The organism is Anoxybacillus sp. FSL W8-0382, assembly GCF_038003845.1.
Taxonomy (GTDB): domain Bacteria; phylum Bacillota; class Bacilli; order Bacillales; family Anoxybacillaceae; genus Anoxybacillus; species Anoxybacillus flavithermus_G.
Genome location: NZ_JBBOPX010000001.1, coordinates 1,079,947 through 1,098,656, shown reverse-complemented (window position 1 = coordinate 1,098,656; position 18,710 = coordinate 1,079,947). Strand labels below are relative to the sequence as shown.

The window sequence follows — 18,710 nt, the reverse complement described above, 5'->3', positions numbered from 1 at the left end:
TCGTTTAATTTTTCGCCATGTTGCGTACGATCGCCTTCACAAATCGTAAAAAGTCGGCTTTTACTTTTTCCGTCGTTTCGATTACTTCATCATGTGTGAGTGGCTGATCTAAAATACCTGCAGCCATATTCGAAATACACGAAATACCGAGCACTTCCATTCCAGCATGGCGAGCAACGATCACTTCAGGCACCGTTGACATACCAACAGCATCGCCACCCATGACACGAATCATACGAATTTCTGCCGGCGTTTCATACGCTGGACCCGTATTGGCGACATACACACCTTCGCGCACACGTAAACCGATGTCGTTTGCTACATCTTTGGCAAGTTGACGAAGTCGTTTACTATATGCTTCCGACATGTCTGGGAAGCGCACCCCAAGTGCAGAATCATTCGGACCGATAAGCGGATTGCCGCCCATGTTATTAATATGATCTGAAATAATCATTAAATCGCCCGGTTCAAACGATTCATTTACACCACCTGCCGCGTTCGTAACAACGAGCTGTTCGACGCCGAGTGCCTTCATGACACGGACCGGAAACGTGACTTTATCAAAGCTGTATCCTTCGTAATAATGGAAGCGCCCTTGCATAACGACAACTGTTGCCCCTTCTAACTGACCGTATACGAGCTGACCGGCATGCCCTTCAACCGTCGATACAGGGAAATTCGGAATGTCGCTGTACGGAATTTTAATGGCTTGTTCAATCTCATCGGCCAACACACCTAAGCCAGAGCCAAGAATTAAGCCGATTTGCGGTGAAGTTGGAAACTTTTCTTTTAAAAATTGTGCCGCTTGTTCAATAGCTGCTCGATTCATTTGTTCACGCTCCTTATTTCAACTCTTGTAAAAAACTTGTTCCGTATTTTGGCATCTTCACACCAAAGTTTTCTGCAATCGTTGCACCTACATCTGCAAACGTTTCACGCAATGGAAGTTGTTTACCTCCGTTCATGCTTGGGCTATACACAAGAAGCGGTACGTATTCGCGCGTATGATCTGTGCCGTGATGAACAGGGTCGTTTCCATGGTCTGCTGTAATGATTAATAAATCGTCTTCTTTTAAACGTTCAAACACTTCCGGCAAACGTGCATCGAACTCTTCTAACGCATCACCATATCCCTTCGGGTCGCGACGGTGACCGTATAGTGCATCAAAATCAACAAGATTCAAAAAGCTGAGTCCTGTAAAGTTCATTTGTAACGTATCAACTAATTTGTCCATTCCGTCCATGTTTGATTTTGTGCGCAACGTTTGTGTCACACCTTCGTTATCGTAAATGTCAGCAATTTTTCCGATCGCAATGACATCGTACCCAGCATCTTGCAGTTCGTTCATCACCGTCCGTCCGAACGGTTTTAACGCATAATCGTGACGATTCGCTGTCCGTTGGAAGCTTCCTGGCTTCCCGATAAATGGACGAGCAATGACGCGACCGACCATATATTTTTCATCAAGCGTCAATTCACGCGCAATTTTACAAATGCGATATAGTTCTTCTAATGGAATGACTTCTTCATGCGCTGCAATTTGTAAAACGGAATCGGCTGACGTATATACAATAAGCGCACCTGTTTCCATATGTTCAGGGCCGAGCTCATCAATAATCGCTGTGCCACTTGCTGGTTTATTGCCGATCACTTTTCTTCCTGTTCGTTTTTCTAATTCCTCAATTAACTCTTTTGGAAATCCGTCAGGAAATACTTGAAACGGTGTATCGATACGAAGACCCATTAACTCCCAATGACCTGTCATCGTATCTTTTCCAGCGGATGCTTCTTGCATTTTCGTGTAATAAGCAAGCGGCTTTTCCGCTTTTGGAATACCTTCAATTTCGCGAATGTTACTTAAACCTAGTTTCGCCATATTCGGCATGTTTAAGCCACCGCGATGTTCGGCAATATGCCCAAGCGTATCCGCACCTTTGTCGTTATATTTTTCGGCATCTGGTGCCTCGCCAATCCCGACCGAGTCCATGACAATTAAAAATACACGTTTATATGTAGGTTTCACCGTTTTACCTCCTCAATCGCTTCACTCATTTCATAGCATGCTCACTATGAAACAAAATCACGCATTGTTCCTATTTGTCAGAAGTCTGACAACTAAATTATAAAACGTTTTCATAATGAATTGCAATAAAAAAACTGTGACAAATTATCGTCACAGTTACGCTCGTGGATGAAACTGTTTGTATACATCTTTTAAACGCGTTTTCGTTACGTGCGTATAAATTTGCGTTGTAGAAATATCCGCATGTCCGAGCATTTCTTGTACGGCGCGCAAATCGGCCCCATTTTCTAATAAATGAGTCGCAAACGAATGGCGCAACGTATGAGGAGTTAATTGTTTTTGAATGTTCGCTTCTTGAGCGAGTCGCTTTAAAATTTTCCAGCATCCTTGTCGTGTTAAACGCTCACCATGATGATTTAAAAACAACGCGTCTGTCGTGCCCTTTTTTCTTTGTAACAGTTCTGGTCGACCTTGCTCTATATACCGCTTTAATGCTTCTGTCGCCATTTTCCCGATTGGAACGATGCGCTCTTTTCGACCTTTTCCGTAACAACGAATGAATCCCATCGTCAAATGAACGTCAGATATGTTCAATTGAATGAGCTCGCTTACACGAATACCTGTCGCATATAAAAGTTCTAACATCGCCTTATCGCGAATGCTAAACGGTGTGTTTTGTTTCGGTGCCTCGAGTAAAGCCTCAACTTCCGCCATCGATAACACGTTAGGCAATTTTCGTGGCAGTTGCGGCGTCTCGATATGAACGGTCGGATCTTGATCAACCGCTTTTTCACGCAATAAAAATTGATGAAACGATCGAACAGATGCTAGATGACGGGCAATCGTTTTCGGCGAGCTTCCTTTTTCTTTTAAAAACTTTAAAAATTGCATAATATGAAAACGGGTTACATCGTTCCAATGACATAGTTGTTCGACTTTTTGTAAATATTGAACGTATTTTTTTAAGTCACGCTCATATGATACGATCGTGTTATGTGCTAAATTGCGCTCAACAATTAAATAGTGAATAAAATCTTTTACTTGATCTTCCACGCGCACCCTACTCCCCGTTTTGATAGAAAAGCAATAGCCGATCGAGCCAATGTGTTTCTTGCTGCTCCATTGTCGATACTTTCACTGCTGATCCCATCGGCTCATCGTAGCGACGATAATAGTTATATTCTTCGCTCATCCATACAATACTATAATAAAATAAAATGGTACATCCCGTAAATAAAAGAAAAACCTTTAATACATCCACGATTGTTCTCATGGCATACCTCCGTTAACTGTCATATAGTAAGAGGATATGCCTGTTTCATTGCATTTTATACATAAGTGAAAAAACCTTTTCATAGCCGAAAAGGTTTTACTGCTCCTCATGCTTATCTTGACAACGATGACAGATGCCGTGAAACGTCAAGCGGTGATCTTTAATTTTAAAATTCCAATCTCGTTCCACAATCGCCTCGACATCTTCTAATAAATCTTCTTGAATTTCATCGACCGCGCCACATTCAATGCACACTAAATGATGGTGAAAGTGCGCCGCCCCTTCCTTACGAAGATCGTAGCGGGAAACGCCATCCCCGAAGTTAATTTTATCGACAATTTTCAACTCTGTTAATAACTCCAACGTGCGATATACAGTAGCTAACCCAATCTCAGGCGCTTTTTCTTTCACGAGGAGGTAAACATCTTCCGCGCTTAAATGATCTTCTTCATGTTCGAGCAACACCCGTACTGTCGCTTCACGTTGCGGCGTTAATTTATAGCTTGCTGCATGCAGTTGTTTTTTTATTCGGTCAAGCCGACTTTCCATTTCCTTTCCCTCCCTCGTTACTCATTCTCATTATAACAAAAGAAAGGAACGTGTCAAAATAAAATGATTACAAATTGATAAATAAAATGATTATTAAATAATAATTATTTTTCTATCCATTGCACAACTTCTTTCATGAGCAACGGGGATACATATGCCTCAAGAGAAGAGGCTAACGCTAAAGCGATACTAAACGATAACATAACAAACGTATAGCGAAGCATCGCACGAAAAATTGGTTCATGTGTTCGCTTCACAAATTGGTGACGAATCATTTTTAAAGAAAATGAAATGGATACAGCCGCCATCACAATAAAGATCGGAACGAGAATGATATTTTGCGGAACGACAGATACGAAAGCTAGCAAAAATCCGTTCCAACCCATTTGGCTGACTAAAAACCCAACTGTAAATCCAACAACGAGGCCTTTTAAAAATAATAAAATTAAAATAAGTGGTAGCCCCACAAGCGACATAGCTAAAATCCACATCAAGCCGATATATTTCAAATTTTGCAAAAAACTTTCTTTCCATACATCATGTGCGCTCGCCATGTTTCCTGCAGAAACTTGTCCAAAAAAATTCGTTAAATAATAATATAAATCTTCTTTTTGGCTAAAGCTTAAGCTATTGACGACAATAGCACCAAAAATAATGCCCATCACAAAAAGAACGACGGTAAATACATATGTCGTGTAATGCTCTTGTACGTGTTGACCCCATGTTGTCGTCCATGATCGTTTTCTCATCGCCCCATCCCCCTACACGTTCTGTTACTATATTGTATGGGAAAAGGGGCGTGATATGACAAAAAGCGGTCACACAGACCGCTTTTACGCATGCAATTGCCAATATAAAAGCGCGTAAATCGTTTTTGCATCGTAAATTTGTTTGTCTTCAACCATTTTCAACGCTTCTTCTAACGTGACTTCGAGCACATCCACAAACTCGTCGTCATCGAGCATTTGCTTTTCGCTTTTTTTCGTCAGTCCTTTAGCAAGAAATATATGCACTAATTCATCCGCAAATCCTGGGGAAGTGTAAAAAGAGTGAAGCGGCTCCATTTTCTCGCATACGTATCCCGTTTCTTCCTCGAGTTCACGTTTCGCTGTTTCAAGCGGTGCCTCCCCTTTTTCTAGCTTTCCTGCCGGAATTTCAACAAGCACTCGCTCCAACGCTTTTCGATATTGACGAACGAGCACGATTTTATTTTCTTCTGTGATCGCAAGTACCGCAACTGCTCCAGGATGTTTTACAACTTCTCGCTTGCTCATTTCTCCATTTGGCAACAACACATCTTCAACATACACATCAATCACTTTTCCGGAAAAAATACGCTGTTGATTCATCGTTTTTTCATATAAATGATCCATTATTTCACCACCATGTCATCGTTTCATATCGATTGTACTACATCTACAAAGACAAATGGAAAACTTATTCGTTATAATGTTAAAAAAGGAGGGAGCACATGAAAAAACGGAAACTCGGACATTCGAACTTATATGTAAGTGAAATTGGCTTCGGTTGCATGTCGCTTGGAACTTCGGAGGGCGAAGCGATTCGCATCATTCATGAAGCGATCGACAAAGGGGTCAACTACTTCGATACAGCCGATTTATATGATCGTGGAGTGAATGAAGAAATCGTTGGAAAAGCGTTAAAGGGAAAGCGCCACGATGTCATCATTGCAACAAAAGTAGGGAATCGTTGGACAGAACAAGGAAACCGTTGGACGTGGGATCCGTCAAAAGCATACATCAAAGAGGCTGTTAAACATAGCTTACGACGGTTACAAACCGATTATATTGATGTATATCAATTACACGGCGGAACGATCGATGATCCGATCGATGAGACAATTGAGGCGTTTGAGGAGTTGCAACAAGAAGGCGTTATTCGTTATTACGGTATCTCCTCTATGCGTCCGAACGTCATTCGTGAATACGTCAAACGATCGCGCATCGTTTCTGTTATGATGCCGTATAGTTTGCTCGATCGCCGCGCTGAAGAATGGTTTCCGCTTTTGAAGCAACATCACATTAGCGTCATTGCACGCGGACCGCTAGCAAAAGGACTATTAACTGAACGGCCCATTGAGCGAGCAAGCGAAGAAATAAAACAAAACGGCTATGTCGATTATTCGTTTGCTGAATTAATGGCGCTTATTCCAAAACTAAAAGCCGTTGCACCAAATGAAACCTTAACGGCGATCGCTCTTCGTTTTTGTTTAGCTCATGACGTCGTTGCAACAGTCGTTCCCGGCGCAAGCCGATTATCACAACTGATCGAAAACGTCGCTGCCCAATCGGTGACATTAAGCAATGAACAGATAACTGCACTAAAGCAACTAACAAAACAAACGATTTTCACCGCTCATCGGTAACCGAGGTTTTCCCCTCGGTTACTTAAATTTTCGCCAATCTAAGTCACGAAACTTACGCAAGGAAGCCCCTGCCTTTAGGCACGGCGAGGAATTGCACCTTACGCAAGTTCCGCCACCCCCTTTCCATAAGCATATCCGTCAAATCGCTGAATGACTTGGACATATCTATAATTTATTCCTTGTGCGATACGCTTTCCGTCCTTGCCTTTAATATCGAAACTTCCAGTCTTTCTACATGCGACTTCGCCAAACCAAACGCCTTGATATTTCCCTCTTGGGACAACAGCCTTAACCATGTCCCCTGTTTGAAAACCAAAGAAGAATTTTTGTCTTGCAAGATAACCTCTTGGGAAGCCATATCTATCTAGGTTTGTGCGTGAACGACTACCACGCCCTTTTGCCTTGATAAATAACACTTCTTTTGTTTTGAAATATAAGTGATTTGGTGTGCTTTCGCCTACACAACAAGCGTCAAAATAATGTGTTTTCGGCAAGTCTAAACGAATACGATTCATTTTTGTTCGTGCACCTGTTCCACACTCGACATCTAATCCTGTCTGCTTTAACACTTCATACACTTTCCATCTTGTCGAGTTGATAGCACTTGTATCCTTTAATGTTTCTTTGACTTGCTTTTGAATGTGCGGATACCCGAATTCTTCTGCTGTCTTACTTCCTTTGCGCTGATTACAGTCATGACAGGCAAGACATAGGTTATCCACTCGGTCTGTTCCACCTCTCGATTTTGGAATGATATGCTCCACTTCAAGTGGAACATTTTCTTTTCCGCAATAACAACACTTCCGCCCAAACTTTTCAAGCAAATACTCCCGTACTTCATATCCTTGTAGCGTGCCTTGTTGATACTCTACACCATTGATTTCAGGATTTCGCATGAGTTGCGTGTCGAATTTGGTATTTTCGTATGATATATACCCAATGGGGCATAACTTCTTTAGGCGGTTAACCCATGTTTGGATATTTTGCACACGACTCTCTAGTGATGACGGCAACCACCCCTCCTTTCGCTTGCGGTTCAGAAAGCGTGGTTTTCTGTATCTTGTTTTTCGATTTCGTCTTGCTCGACGAAAAGCACGCCTTTTATCTATTCTTTCCTTGATGTCTGTGCGATGGTCAAGTTGCCCTAACCATACCACTTCTTGTCCTCGCAAAATCGCTAATCCTGTATGCCTGCTTCCATAGTCGATTTTTAGCCGATATGTTGCTTTAATTTCTGATTCGTCTACTGATTTTTTCAAGATGATGGTAAATGGAAATCGCCTGTAAATCGCCGCCTTCCCTTGTTTCAACAGCTTTCTTGCAACTGCTTCGTGACAAGGAGCAAGCGGACGTTTGTTTGTGTCTAACACAAAAACCATAGGGTTCTCCCCTTTCCTCTGCATAAAGCAGGTCATATTCTCCTCGACCATGTTATAGATGCTTGTTATGTGCAAGACACTAGCGCTACCCACCACGCTTGTTTAACCTTGCACGACAGAGGAACGGGCTGGAGAAGCACCCGAACGTGTCATGACATCTATAACGTAGGCTCTGTTTCAAGCCTTGGTCTGGTCAACATGGGGCTTACAAGCCCATGACTTTAGTCGTTGGGTTGTTGACTTTCTTCTAACCATTCGGCAAACGTTTTATTTTTTTCACGTTTGCGCGCCTCCTCTTTCCGCTTTGCCTCCTCTTCTTCTTTTCGTTTTTGTTCTTCTTCTAGTAGTTCCTTTTGTTTTTGCTTTAACTGCTCAATCAGTTGCTCATTTAATCGATCTTTTAGCATAAACATCTCCTTCTTTTCTCAAACTAATGACGAATAAACATAAAGAGGTGAAGCTTCATGACAACAAATAAAAGCCAAAAAGGAAAACCGACAGCTGATACCGTCCGTCCTATCATAGCAAAAGAGGAGTTGGAAAAAGCCATTCACCCGACAAAACGGCAAAACTCCCCGCAATAAGCAGGAGGGCATCTCGCCCTCTTTATAAAATATCAGTAATATTTGGCATATGTTGTTCAATCCAAGCAAGCGCCTCATCTAACTGAACGAACGATTGTGTTTCAAATGTCATTTCATCTTGCAAAAGCCAAACGTCGCGCTCATCATTTGAAAATCCCGCAACAGACCAATGAAGTAAACTATACGGATGGTTGTTGTACAAAAACGACACCCATGTTTTTTCTTTTACGATTTTTCGGAGACGATTCACTTGATCGTTCACAACTATCACTCTTTCTATGTCAATTACGTATACATCCTTATTTTAACTCAATATTGTAAAACAAGAAAAGAGATCTCGAAAAAGAGACCTCTTTCATTGTTGCTTCGGAACACGACGACGATAAACGACGTAGCTGCGCCCTAAATAACGAAACGGCATACTAAATATGTGAACTAATCGTGTAAACGGCCAAACGATAAAAATACATAAAGCAGAGACGATATGAATTTTAAACCAAATCGGTACGCTTTCCATATACGTCGGATCGGCACGGAACGTTAAAACGGTACGAAACCATGGACTGATCGTTGTACGATAATCAAATCCATTAGCATTCACATTCAGCGATGTAGAAGCGAAGCCCGTCAACATGACAATCGCTAATAAAATTAAAACGAGCCAATCCGCTTTACTGGTTGTTAAACGAATGCGCTTGATCGTTAAGCGCCGTTGAATTAAAATGGCTAAACCGATAATAGCAACAATTCCTGCAGGGAGACCAAATGCAATCGCCATCGTATGGTACATATGCTCGGAAACGCCTATCGCATCATAAAACGCTTTCGGAATAAGAATGCCCATCACATGACCGATGAAAACGAAAATGATCCCCCAATGAAACAAAATGCTTCCGAGCCGCAACGATCGTTTTTCAAGAAATTCGCTCGATTTTGTCGTCCACCCGAACTGATCGTGCTGATAACGATAAATATGTCCTCCGATAAAGATGGTTAAAACGATGTAAGGGAAGTATCCCCAAAGAAATTGTTCGAGCATTACGACACGCTCCCTTCTGCCAGTTTACGCACACCAATTTCTTCAAGTGCCATGAGCAGTACATCAAATAAAATGGCGTAGTAACTTTCAGCCGCAATTAATTGCTCACGAATATGAGAAATATGATTAAAATATTTTTGCATGAGCGGTTGGACATACGTACGCTCTGCTTGAGATGCGAATTCAAGCATGAGCGGTAAATAGTCTGGCAATTCCTGCTCTGTTACGTCAAACCCTGCTGATTTGTATAATTGCTTCAATTGTAACAGCTCAATTCCTCGCTCTCTTTGTTCGCCCGTGCTCATATATGTGATATATAAATTTGTTTTTTTGCCAAAATCAAACGTATACACATACGTTTCAATCCACGTCATTTCATCCGTTTGTTTCACATAGTCAATAAATTTTTGTATGTTTTGAACGATTGGACGATGCGGAATTTCCTTGCTAAACGTCGCACAATCATCTAGTTGTTTCCGCCATTGCCGATCTGGGTACGATAACAAATACGAAACGATTTCAAACACCGTTTGTACGTGAGCATAATCCATTTACATCCTCTCCCTTATGACGAAATCGTGCCACACGAACCTGGTCCGCCCATGAAAGATAATCCACATGTACCTTGCTCCGCATATAATTCAGCAACTTGTTCGCGATGCGATGCTGGAATAACAAAGCGGTCGTTGTATTTTGCAATCGCCAATAAACGGTACATTTCTTCGATATCTTTCCCGGTTAGTCCTAACGATTGAACCATCTGTTCATTCGGTTGTTTATTCGTTTGAAGCGCACGCATGTATAAACGCATCGCAGCCATTTTTTTCAGCACTGTACGAATATGTGCTTGGTCGCCAGCTGTTAATAAGTTAGCTAAATATTCAATTGGAATGCGCATCTCATCAATTGCTGGGAAAATGTCGTATTCACTTGCTCGACTTCCTTTTCCTTCAATCATATTTGTAATTGGACTTAATGGAGGAATGTACCATACCATCGGCAATGTTCGATATTCAGGATGTAGCGGTAAAGCAATTTTCCAATCCACGATCATTTTATAAATAGGTGATTGCTGCGCCGCTTCAATCCACGCTTGCGGAATGCCTTCTTCTTTTGCCTTTGCAATCACTTCTGGATCATGCGGATCTAAGAAAATCGATAACTGCGCCTCATATAAGTCTTTTTCGTTCGTGACGCTTGCCGCTTCTTTTACCCGATCAGCATCATATAACATCACGCCGAGATAGCGTATGCGACCAACACACGTTTCTGAACAAATCGTTGGTAATCCCGCCTCCAAACGTGGAAAACATAGTGTACATTTCTCTGCTTTGCTTGTTTGCCAGTTAAAATACACTTTTTTGTACGGACAGCTTGATACACAATATCGCCAAGCACGACAAGCATTCTGGTCAACAAGGACAATACCGTCCTCCTCACGTTTATACATCGCGCCAGATGGACAACTAGATACGCATGGAGGATTTATGCAATGCTCACATAGGCGCGGCAAATACATCATAAATACTTGTTCAAACTCAGCTTGAACCGACTGTTCCATTTTCACTACGTTTGGATCTTCTAACGCTGTAACGTGGGCACCAGCTAAATCGTCTTCCCAGTTTGGTCCCCATTTGAGCTCCATAAATTCACCAGTTAATGCTGATTTTGGCCGCGCAACTGGCTGATGTTTTTTTTCAGGGCTATTTGTCAGTGTCTCGTAATCGTAATTCCACGGCTCATAATAATCATCAATCGTCGGTAAGTTAGGGTTATAAAATAAGTTGAGTAACCGATTTACTTTCGAGCCAGATTTCAATTGTAGTTCACCGTTTTTTAGCTCCCAACCACCTTTATATTTTTCTTGATCTTCCCATTTCTTTGGATATCCGATGCCAGGTTTCGTTTCTACGTTGTTAAAATACATATATTCGGCACCTGGACGATTCGTCCAGGTGTTTTTGCATGTAACGCTGCACGTATGGCAGCCAATGCATTTATCTAAGTTCATAACCATACCAATTTGCGCTTTAATCTTCAAGCCAATCGACCTCCTTCAATTTGCGGATAATGACGTTCAAGTCGCGTTGGTTTCCTGTCGGTCCATAATAGTTAAATCCGTAACTTAATTGCGCATAGCCACCAATCATATGCGTCGGTTTGACATGAATACGCGTCGGGCTATTATGCGTACCGCCACGGTTGTTCGTTAACTTTGATCCTGGTACGTTAATGTGGCGATCTTGTGCGTGATGCATGAATGCAATTCCTCTAGGAAGACGGTGAGAAACGACCGCACGCGCAACAACAACACCGTTTCGGTTGAAACATTCAATCCAATCGTTATCTTGAATACCTGCTTCCTCGGCATCTTCTTTGCTTAACCAAATCGTTGGTCCACCACGGAACAACGTTAACATCGGTTGCGAATCAAAATACATGCTATGGATGGACCATTTATTATGCGGTGTTAAATAATTGAGCGTAATTTCTTTCCCCTCAACATCTGGGCGATTTTTTTGGAACGGTTTATGTTGCAAAATTGGTTTAAACGTTGCCATCGTTTCACCGAACTCTTGCATTAGTTCATGATCAACGTAAAAGGATTGACGCCCTGTTAATGTCCGCCAAGGAATGAGTCGCTCAACATTTGTCGTAAATGGCGAGTAACGACGTCCACCTTTTTCGGACCCGCTAAATGCTGGCGACGTAATAACTGTTTTTGGTTGTGCTGTAATTTGTTCAAATGTAAAACATTCTTCTTCCCGCTCTGCCGCTAAATCTTTTAGCTGTAAACTCGTTTTCTTTTCAAGGGATTCCCAAGCTTTCACCGCAACATGACCATTTGTTGTCGATGAAAGTGTTAAGATGGCTTCAGCTACTTTTTTTGCATCACTTATATCTGGACAACCTTTCGCGACCGAGGAATGTTGCACCGTTCCTAACACGCGTTTTAACTTTTCGTATTCCTCTTCTACTGACCATGTCATCCCTTTTACACCGAAAGGCGCTTTTACGACATTCGGACCGAGCGCTGTCATTTTTTCAAATATTTTTGTATAATCGCGCTCAACGACATGAATTTGTGGCATCGTTTTTCCTGGAATTGGTTCACATTCCCCTTTACTCCAGTCTTTAATTTTTCCGAACGGTTGTGCTAACTCTTGTGGCGTATCGTGAAGAATCGGCGTTGCCACAACCTCTTTTACCGGTGTCATCCCTATTTCTTCCGCTACTTGTGACACCGCCTTCGCAAGCGATTTGAAAATTTCCCAGTCTGAACGTGCTTCCCATGGTACAGCAATTGCTGGATTAAACGGATGTATAAATGGATGCATATCTGTACTGCTCAAATCATGTTTTTCGTACCAAGTAGCCGCCGGCAATACGATATCCGAATATAATGCCGTTCCGGCCATCCGGAAATCTAAGTTAATTAATCAGGCGTGTTGATTAACCAATAATATCCATAAAAAACATAGAAAAAAGAGCACCTTTCCTGTAGAATGTAAGTAACAACACAAACAAACCTAGGAGGTGCTCTCTATGCACAAGCATACCACACTCCCAAATTTGATGCAAAAAATTGTTTCTGATGAAGATCTCCAGTCGATTACCGAAGCCGTTGGCTACCATGACACTTCGCGGACGTTTACGGTGCGCACGTTGGTTGATTTTTTTCTGCTGGCGGCACTTCACGAATGGAAAAGTTTCCGTCATGGTGCCGATGTGGCGAAAATGTACGGATTGCCGACGTTTCATTACTCGACGGTTTCTAAGAAAGCGAAAGAAGTTCCGTACGAGGTGATGAAGCGCTTATTTGCTTTGGTTGTTTCTAAGTGCAATCGCCAAACCCGCCGTTCGCTTCGCTTTCCAAAAGCATTGCGTATAGTAGACTCCACGACCGTCACCGTGGGGAAAAACCGCCTGACATGGGCACCCTATCATGGGGAACGATCCGGAGTGAAAATGCACGTCGCGTATTCCCCTGAGCAACAAATGCCGAGCGACATCGTAGAAACCGTAGGGTTGCGCCACGATGGACCGGTGGGAGAGCGGCTCACAGACGTACAAACGGTTCTTGTCGAAGATCGAGCGTACTTTAAAATTGAACGCCTCGATCGGTTTGTCGAACAGAAGCAACCGTTTGTGATTCGGATGAAAGACAATGTCGAGATCCATCAAAAAAAGAGCCTAAAGCGCCTTTCTTCCTCCTCTTCTTCTATTGTGGCGGATTTTACTTGCCAGTTAGGAACGAAACAATGTCGTTCCAAAAAGCGCCATCGCGTCGTGATCTTTCAGGATGCGAACGGGCATGAAATCCGTGTGGTCACGAACGTCTTAGAGGCATCGGCGGAAAAGATTGCCGAGATGTATCAAGAACGTTGGACAGTGGAAGTGTTTTTCCGATGGATCAAGCAATATCTAAACGTTCCGACCTTATTTGGCAACAACGAGCATGCGGTATACAACCAACTTTTTGCGGCATTTATCGCTTATGTGTTACTGAGATGGCTATATCATCGAACGGAAAAACGGACAACCTCGTCCCTTACCTTTCTTTCGTTTGTCCGTCGTTTTTTCTCTGGGCAACTTCCTCTCGAATGGAAATCCGAGATGGCAGCTGTCTTATTTGAGTATGCCCGAATATATGGGAGGAGTATGCCTAATTTTGGATAATCAACAGCCGTGTTAATTAATAAATCTAATTTTCCTTCTGGAGCTTCATCGCGCCATTGAATTTCTTCCGGACGCAAGCTATCTTTGTCGTCGTTCATTAAACCGTGGGTTGTTCCAAGCAAGTGCTTTAAGAAATATTCATGTCCTTTTCCGGAACTTGAAATTAAGTTCGCACGCCATACAATTAAGTTTCTCGGGAAGTTTTTCTCGTTATCTGGATCTTCAATCGCAAAGCGCAACTTCTTCTCTTTCAATTGCTGAGCGATGTATTTTCCGATTTCCTCCGGCGTTTTCGCTCCAGAAGCAACCGCTTCGTTGTAAAGATCGATTCCGTTTTTCTCAAATGTCGGATAAGACGGAAGCCAACCCAATCGTGCCGCAAGGACGTTATAATCGGCATAATGTTGGTAACGCGCCTCTTTAACAAGCGGTGAGACGAGTTGCCCAACCGGCGTATCCTCATACCGCCATTGATCCGTTGCAAAATAATAAAATGATGTGCCGTTTTGCAGTTTTGGTGGAGCCTGCCAATCTCGTGCCGTCATAATCGTTTGCCAACCTTCTACCGGGCGCAATTTTTCTTGACCAACATAATGCGCCCAACCACCCCCATTTACTCCTTGTGCACCAACGAATAAAACGAGGTTTAAGACGGCACGATAAATCGTATCTGAGTTAAACCAATGGTTAATCCCTGCGCCAACGATAATCATTGAGCGACCTTTTGTATCGATTGCATTTTGAGCGAACTCGCGCGCAATTTGAATAACGAGATCGCGCTTCACACCTGTGATGTTTTCTTGCCATGCTGGCGTAAACGGAATAAGGTCATCGTATGTTTTCGCTACTTCACCACCGATCCCACGATCAACCCCATAGTTAGCAAGCACTAAATCATATACGGTCGTAACGTATAATTCTTCATGCTCCATTTGTACGCGTTTTACAGGCACAGCACGTTTTAAAATTTTGTTTCCATCATGAGAAAAATACGGAATTTGTATAGTTACAACCTTGTCTTCTATGCCTAACATCGTCAGTCGCGGCTCGATCGCTTCCTCTGTTTCTTCGTCTACCATGTTTAAGTTCCATTTTCCTTTGTTTTCCCAGCGTGAACCAATTGTTCCATTCGGAATCGCAAAATCATTTGTTCGTTCATTCCAAAGCGCTGGTTTCCATTCCCCATTTGTCGTGTTCCGTCCAATATCAGACGCGTGTAGGAAACGATCAGCAACAAATTGCCCATCTTCTTTCTTTTTCAACGTAACTAAAAATGGAAAATCGGTGTATGTTTTCGCGTAGTTTGTAAAGTATTGTACTTGTCTATCTACATAAAACTCTTTTAAAATAACGTGCCCCATCGCCATCGCTAAAGCGCCGTCTGTCCCTTGTTTAACGCTCAACCATTCATCCGCGAACTTCGTCGATTCAGCAAAGTCTGGACTAATCGAGACGACTTTTGTTCCTTTGTATCGAACTTCTGCTAAAAAGTGAGCGTCTGGAGTACGCGTCATTGGAACGTTTGATCCCCATGTCATAATGTAACCAGCGTTATACCAGTCGCTACTTTCTGGAACGTCCGTTTGATCTCCCCAAATTTGTGGTGAAGCTGGTGGCAAGTCAGCGTACCAATCATAAAAGCTTAAAATCGGGCCACCCATTAATGACATAAAGCGTGCACCTGCTGCATGGCTAACCATCGACATTGCGGGAATTGGAGAAAAACCAACGTTTCGATCTGGACCATATTTCATGACTGTATAAAGTAAAGAGGTGGCAACAAGTTTTAATACTTCATCCCACTCCGCACGAACAAATCCACCTTTTCCACGCGCCTGCTTATAACGCTTTGCTTTCTCCGGGTTTTCAACGATGCTTTTCCAAGCATCAATCGGATTTTTATGTTGCTGCAATGCTTCACGCCACATATTTAACAACACGCCACGAACGTACGGGTACTTCACGCGAAGCGGGCTATAAATATACCAAGAAAAACTTGCCCCACGCGGACAGCCCCGCGGTTCAAAATCGGGCATATCCGGTCCTGTTGTTGGATAGTCGAGTTTTTGACCTTCCCATGTGACGATACCGTCTTTCACATAAATATCCCAACTACATGAACCTGTACAGTTTACGCCATGTGTTGAGCGTACGACCTTGTCATGTTGCCATCTTCTACGATATATTTGCTCCCAATCGCGATCTTGATATGTGACTTCACTATGCGCATCTGCATGACGTTCAATCGGTTTCACGTAGTTCAATCGTTTGAACAACGGTGACTTCTTTTTCACATCGCTCACTCCTCTTCGTATGAAATCCTTCTATCTCCACTATAAACGGGAACATCACAAATAAATGTGAGGTACCTCACATGTTTTTTAATTGTCACAAATATGTCGAAATATATAAAAAAGGCCGACTAAATCATTAGTCAGCCTTCTATTTCGTTTATTTTTTTCGCAAGTTCTTCTTTTTCTTCAGATGATAATAGCTTTTCTGCCATCGGGAAAAGAACGCATTCTTCTTTCGTAAAATGATCGGTTAAAATCATATAAGCGTTCATCACATAGGAAGCGAGTTCTCTCGCCTCATGGATGTCAATCGTTTCCGTTTTCTTTAAGAACGTCGAGATGTTTTCTTTCGCTTCATGATGTTCATATTCCATCACCGCAATCGGTCCAGATTCTCTGCCGATGTATCGAACCATCATAGGGAAAAGAACATCTTCTTCGCGACGAGAATGAGGATCGAGCTCTTGTAAAAATTGCTGCACATTTTCGCGTAAACGAACGAGCGCTTCGAGCACATTTTCTTCTTCCCCGTTATAAATTTTTTGTGCGGCAACAAATAGCGCGTATTTTTTTTCATTTAACGGCCCGTGTTCTTCTTTTAACCGTTGTAAAGGCGGACATAATTCAACTTCTCCGTCTCCAATGATGCTGCATGGTGAAAATTCCATCGTTTCTCCCTCTTTCCTTTTACTATTTACATGTTTATTGTACAAGAGAATGCGCGCGGGCTTGTGTGATGCGCATCACATCATTCAATCAAAAAATGAATATCGATTGACATTTTCACTCGATGTTACAGTATGACGAAGGACAGTTTTCACAATTAATTTGCCGCTTTAAATAATCTAAACTATGAATAATAATTTTCCGCCCTTTAAAGGAAACGATCCCTTTACTTTTCAATGCGTTCAATTCACGATTCACACTTTCACGCGATGTCGAACTGAAATGCGCTAAATCTTGGTGAGTAATCGGAACATCTAACAAAATACCATCGCTCGTTTGCACGCCATAACTATTGGCCATGCGGATAAGAGTAGAGTAAAGCGCCCCTTTTTTTCCATACAGTACGAGATCGCGAAATTTCGTATGTTGTTTTCGAAAATGATCGGTCATCATTTTTAAAAATTCCACCGCAAATTCCGGATTCGCGAGCAGCTCTTTTTCAATCGACTCGTTTTTAATGATGGGCACTTCGCTATCTTCCAATGCTCGAGCGTTAAATAAATATCGTCCGTTATCGGAGAAAATCATCAATTCCCCAATGACCGCATTCGGTCCGCACAACCGTAAACAAAGCTCTTTTCCGTCACCGGAAAATTTGCTGATTTGAAATTTTCCAGACAGCACAACAAAAAAGTTCTCGCCCACTTGCCCTTCTTGAAATAAAAACATTCCTTTTTTTACTTTGGCAGTCTTATACGCTAAGTTTTTTAATTGTTCGAAGTGTTTTTTGCTTAATATATTCGACATCATGCTGCCTCCTTCCTTAAGCAAAATATTTTTGATACAAGGAGCGTGCATCCATTAAATCTTTTGTGCCATGAATGAGCATTCTTCCGTCCGCAAACAAAACCGTGCGATGCCCTTCTAATTCGGTGATCATTAAATAATCATTGTATTGTACTTTTTGTCCGCTTGCTTTGATTTGTTGCGCCATTTCCTTTAAATCAAACGAATGAGGATGGCGAATTTGCACCGTTTCTCTTCCACATAAAACGGCCATTTTTGCTTTTGGTTCTTGAAGCGATGGATACGATCGATGCTCTCCGCAAGAAGGGCATTGCTTATTTTTTAATTTGTTCACTTTCAGAAAACGATGTTCATTTTTCCATAAATCAAACACAACGAGAGAATCCCGAATCGCTCGTTCATCTTCAACTAAAATTTTGAGCGCTTCTGCTGTTTGATAAGAAGCGACCATCTGAACCGTCGGTGCAATAATGCCAATGTTGTCACATGTCATATGATAAGAAGGCAAATGATGAACCAAGCAGCGAAAACAAGGCGTTTTTCCAGGGATCATCGCAAACGATAAGCCGTAACTTCCGACGCAAGCTCCATAAATCCAAGGAACGTTATATTTTTGAGCTAAATCATTGATTAGAAACCGCGTTTCAAAGTTATCGGTTCCATCGATCACGACATCGACACCTTGTTCAAAGATCGAAACGAATGGTTCATCATCGGCATCCATGACAAACGCACGTATTTCCACATCATGATTGATCGCTTCTAATCGCTGTTTTGCTGCAATCGCTTTTGGCAATCCGCTTTCGGCATCTTGTTCGCAGTATAGCGTTTGTCTTTGCAAATTTGTCCAATCCACATAGTCGCGATCAACAATCGTTAATTTTCCGACCCCTGCCCGCGTCAACAATTCGGCAGTTGCAGACCCAAGCGCGCCAACTCCGACAATGAGCACATGTTTGCTGCGAATTTTTTTCTGTCCTTCTTCGCCAATCGGCGAAAAAAGAATTTGTCGTGAATATCGCTCCATTG

18 protein-coding genes and 2 pseudogenes are annotated in these 18,710 nt (G+C 42.3%); 2 read left to right on the top strand and 18 right to left on the bottom strand.

Translation table 11 applies throughout. The features are described 5' to 3' along the window. Positions 1–4: 4 nt before the first annotated feature. From NSS60_RS05795 to NSS60_RS05765, 7 genes are all read right to left on the bottom strand, one after another. Positions 5–829: a purine-nucleoside phosphorylase gene (locus NSS60_RS05795; protein WP_077428675.1), complete on the bottom strand. Its 825-nt coding sequence runs from the start codon at positions 827–829 to the stop codon at positions 5–7. A 13-nt stretch (positions 830–842) separates the two neighbouring features. Beyond that, positions 843–2,024, bottom strand: a complete 1,182-nt coding sequence (deoB, locus tag NSS60_RS05790; RefSeq protein ID WP_339173711.1) for a phosphopentomutase — start codon at positions 2,022–2,024, stop codon at positions 843–845. 156 nt (positions 2,025–2,180) lie between these two features. Next, on the bottom strand, positions 2,181–3,077 hold the full coding sequence (xerD, locus tag NSS60_RS05785; protein WP_004889699.1) for a site-specific tyrosine recombinase XerD: 897 nt from the start codon (positions 3,075–3,077) through the stop codon (positions 2,181–2,183). 7 nt (positions 3,078–3,084) lie between these two features. Continuing rightward, positions 3,085–3,297 carry a YqzK family protein gene (locus NSS60_RS05780; protein WP_077428677.1) on the bottom strand — a complete coding sequence of 71 codons (213 nt, stop codon included), beginning with the start codon at positions 3,295–3,297 and terminating at the stop codon, positions 3,085–3,087. A 96-nt stretch (positions 3,298–3,393) separates the two neighbouring features. Continuing rightward, positions 3,394–3,846 (bottom strand): ferric iron uptake transcriptional regulator, encoded by a 453-nt coding sequence (gene fur / locus NSS60_RS05775; protein ID WP_004889697.1) that lies wholly within the window; start codon positions 3,844–3,846, stop codon positions 3,394–3,396. Positions 3,847–3,950: 104 nt separating this feature from the next. After that, positions 3,951–4,595, bottom strand: a complete 645-nt coding sequence (spoIIM, locus tag NSS60_RS05770; RefSeq protein WP_004889696.1) for a stage II sporulation protein M — start codon at positions 4,593–4,595, stop codon at positions 3,951–3,953. Between the two features lie 84 nt (positions 4,596–4,679). Beyond that, entirely contained in the window at positions 4,680–5,219 is a 540-nt protein-coding gene (locus tag NSS60_RS05765; RefSeq protein WP_340720715.1) for an NUDIX hydrolase, read from the bottom strand. Between the two features lie 98 nt (positions 5,220–5,317). Between NSS60_RS05765 and NSS60_RS05760 the strand changes: the two genes are divergently transcribed. After that, the gene (locus tag NSS60_RS05760) at positions 5,318–6,232 is read left to right on the top strand and encodes an aldo/keto reductase (RefSeq protein ID WP_340720714.1); all 915 of its coding nucleotides are present in this window, start codon (positions 5,318–5,320) and stop codon (positions 6,230–6,232) included. Positions 6,233–6,330: 98 nt separating this feature from the next. Here the strand turns inward: NSS60_RS05760 and iscB are convergent, their stop codons facing one another. The 7 genes and pseudogenes from iscB to NSS60_RS05725 all read right to left on the bottom strand — a co-directional run. After that, positions 6,331–7,611, bottom strand: coding sequence for an RNA-guided endonuclease IscB (gene iscB / locus NSS60_RS05755; RefSeq protein ID WP_340720713.1), 1,281 nt, complete (start codon positions 7,609–7,611; stop codon positions 6,331–6,333). A gap of 221 nt (positions 7,612–7,832) precedes the next feature. Further along, positions 7,833–8,024, bottom strand: a complete 192-nt coding sequence (locus NSS60_RS05750) for a DUF3886 domain-containing protein (protein WP_004889689.1) — start codon at positions 8,022–8,024, stop codon at positions 7,833–7,835. A 193-nt stretch (positions 8,025–8,217) separates the two neighbouring features. After that, complete coding sequence (locus tag NSS60_RS05745) at positions 8,218–8,457, bottom strand: DUF2552 family protein (RefSeq protein ID WP_003394331.1); 240 nt, start codon at positions 8,455–8,457, stop codon at positions 8,218–8,220. 93 nt (positions 8,458–8,550) lie between these two features. Beyond that, complete coding sequence (gene narI / locus NSS60_RS05740; RefSeq protein ID WP_064221213.1) at positions 8,551–9,234, bottom strand: respiratory nitrate reductase subunit gamma; 684 nt, start codon at positions 9,232–9,234, stop codon at positions 8,551–8,553. Beyond that, positions 9,234–9,785 (bottom strand): nitrate reductase molybdenum cofactor assembly chaperone, encoded by a 552-nt coding sequence (gene narJ / locus NSS60_RS05735; protein ID WP_340720712.1) that lies wholly within the window; start codon positions 9,783–9,785, stop codon positions 9,234–9,236. Before narJ ends, narI begins: the two co-directional genes overlap by 1 nt. A gap of 14 nt (positions 9,786–9,799) precedes the next feature. Continuing rightward, positions 9,800–11,275, bottom strand: coding sequence for a nitrate reductase subunit beta (gene narH, locus NSS60_RS05730; RefSeq protein ID WP_035018569.1), 1,476 nt, complete (start codon positions 11,273–11,275; stop codon positions 9,800–9,802). Beyond that, positions 11,265–12,674: pseudogene (locus NSS60_RS05725) on the bottom strand (molybdopterin dinucleotide binding domain-containing protein); the annotation flags it as partial. The gene narH and the pseudogene NSS60_RS05725, both read right to left, overlap by 11 nt. Before the next feature lie 106 nt (positions 12,675–12,780). On the opposite strand from NSS60_RS05725, the gene NSS60_RS05720 reads away from it, so the two are divergent. Then, positions 12,781–13,914, top strand: a complete 1,134-nt coding sequence (locus NSS60_RS05720; RefSeq protein ID WP_064214037.1) for an IS4 family transposase — start codon at positions 12,781–12,783, stop codon at positions 13,912–13,914. A 7-nt stretch (positions 13,915–13,921) separates the two neighbouring features. Here the strand turns inward: NSS60_RS05720 and NSS60_RS05715 are convergent. The 4 genes and pseudogenes from NSS60_RS05715 to NSS60_RS05700 all read right to left on the bottom strand — a co-directional run. After that, positions 13,922–16,208, bottom strand: a pseudogene (locus tag NSS60_RS05715) (nitrate reductase subunit alpha); the annotation flags it as partial. A gap of 140 nt (positions 16,209–16,348) precedes the next feature. Further along, positions 16,349–16,876 (bottom strand): hemerythrin domain-containing protein, encoded by a 528-nt coding sequence (locus NSS60_RS05710; protein ID WP_035018566.1) that lies wholly within the window; start codon positions 16,874–16,876, stop codon positions 16,349–16,351. 115 nt (positions 16,877–16,991) lie between these two features. Further along, a complete protein-coding gene (locus NSS60_RS05705; protein ID WP_340720711.1) occupies positions 16,992–17,681 on the bottom strand; it encodes a Crp/Fnr family transcriptional regulator in 690 nt (229 codons plus the stop codon). 16 nt (positions 17,682–17,697) lie between these two features. Further along, positions 17,698–18,708: a ThiF family adenylyltransferase gene (locus NSS60_RS05700; RefSeq protein WP_004889675.1), complete on the bottom strand. Its 1,011-nt coding sequence runs from the start codon at positions 18,706–18,708 to the stop codon at positions 17,698–17,700. Between the last annotated feature and the right edge of the window lie 2 nt (positions 18,709–18,710).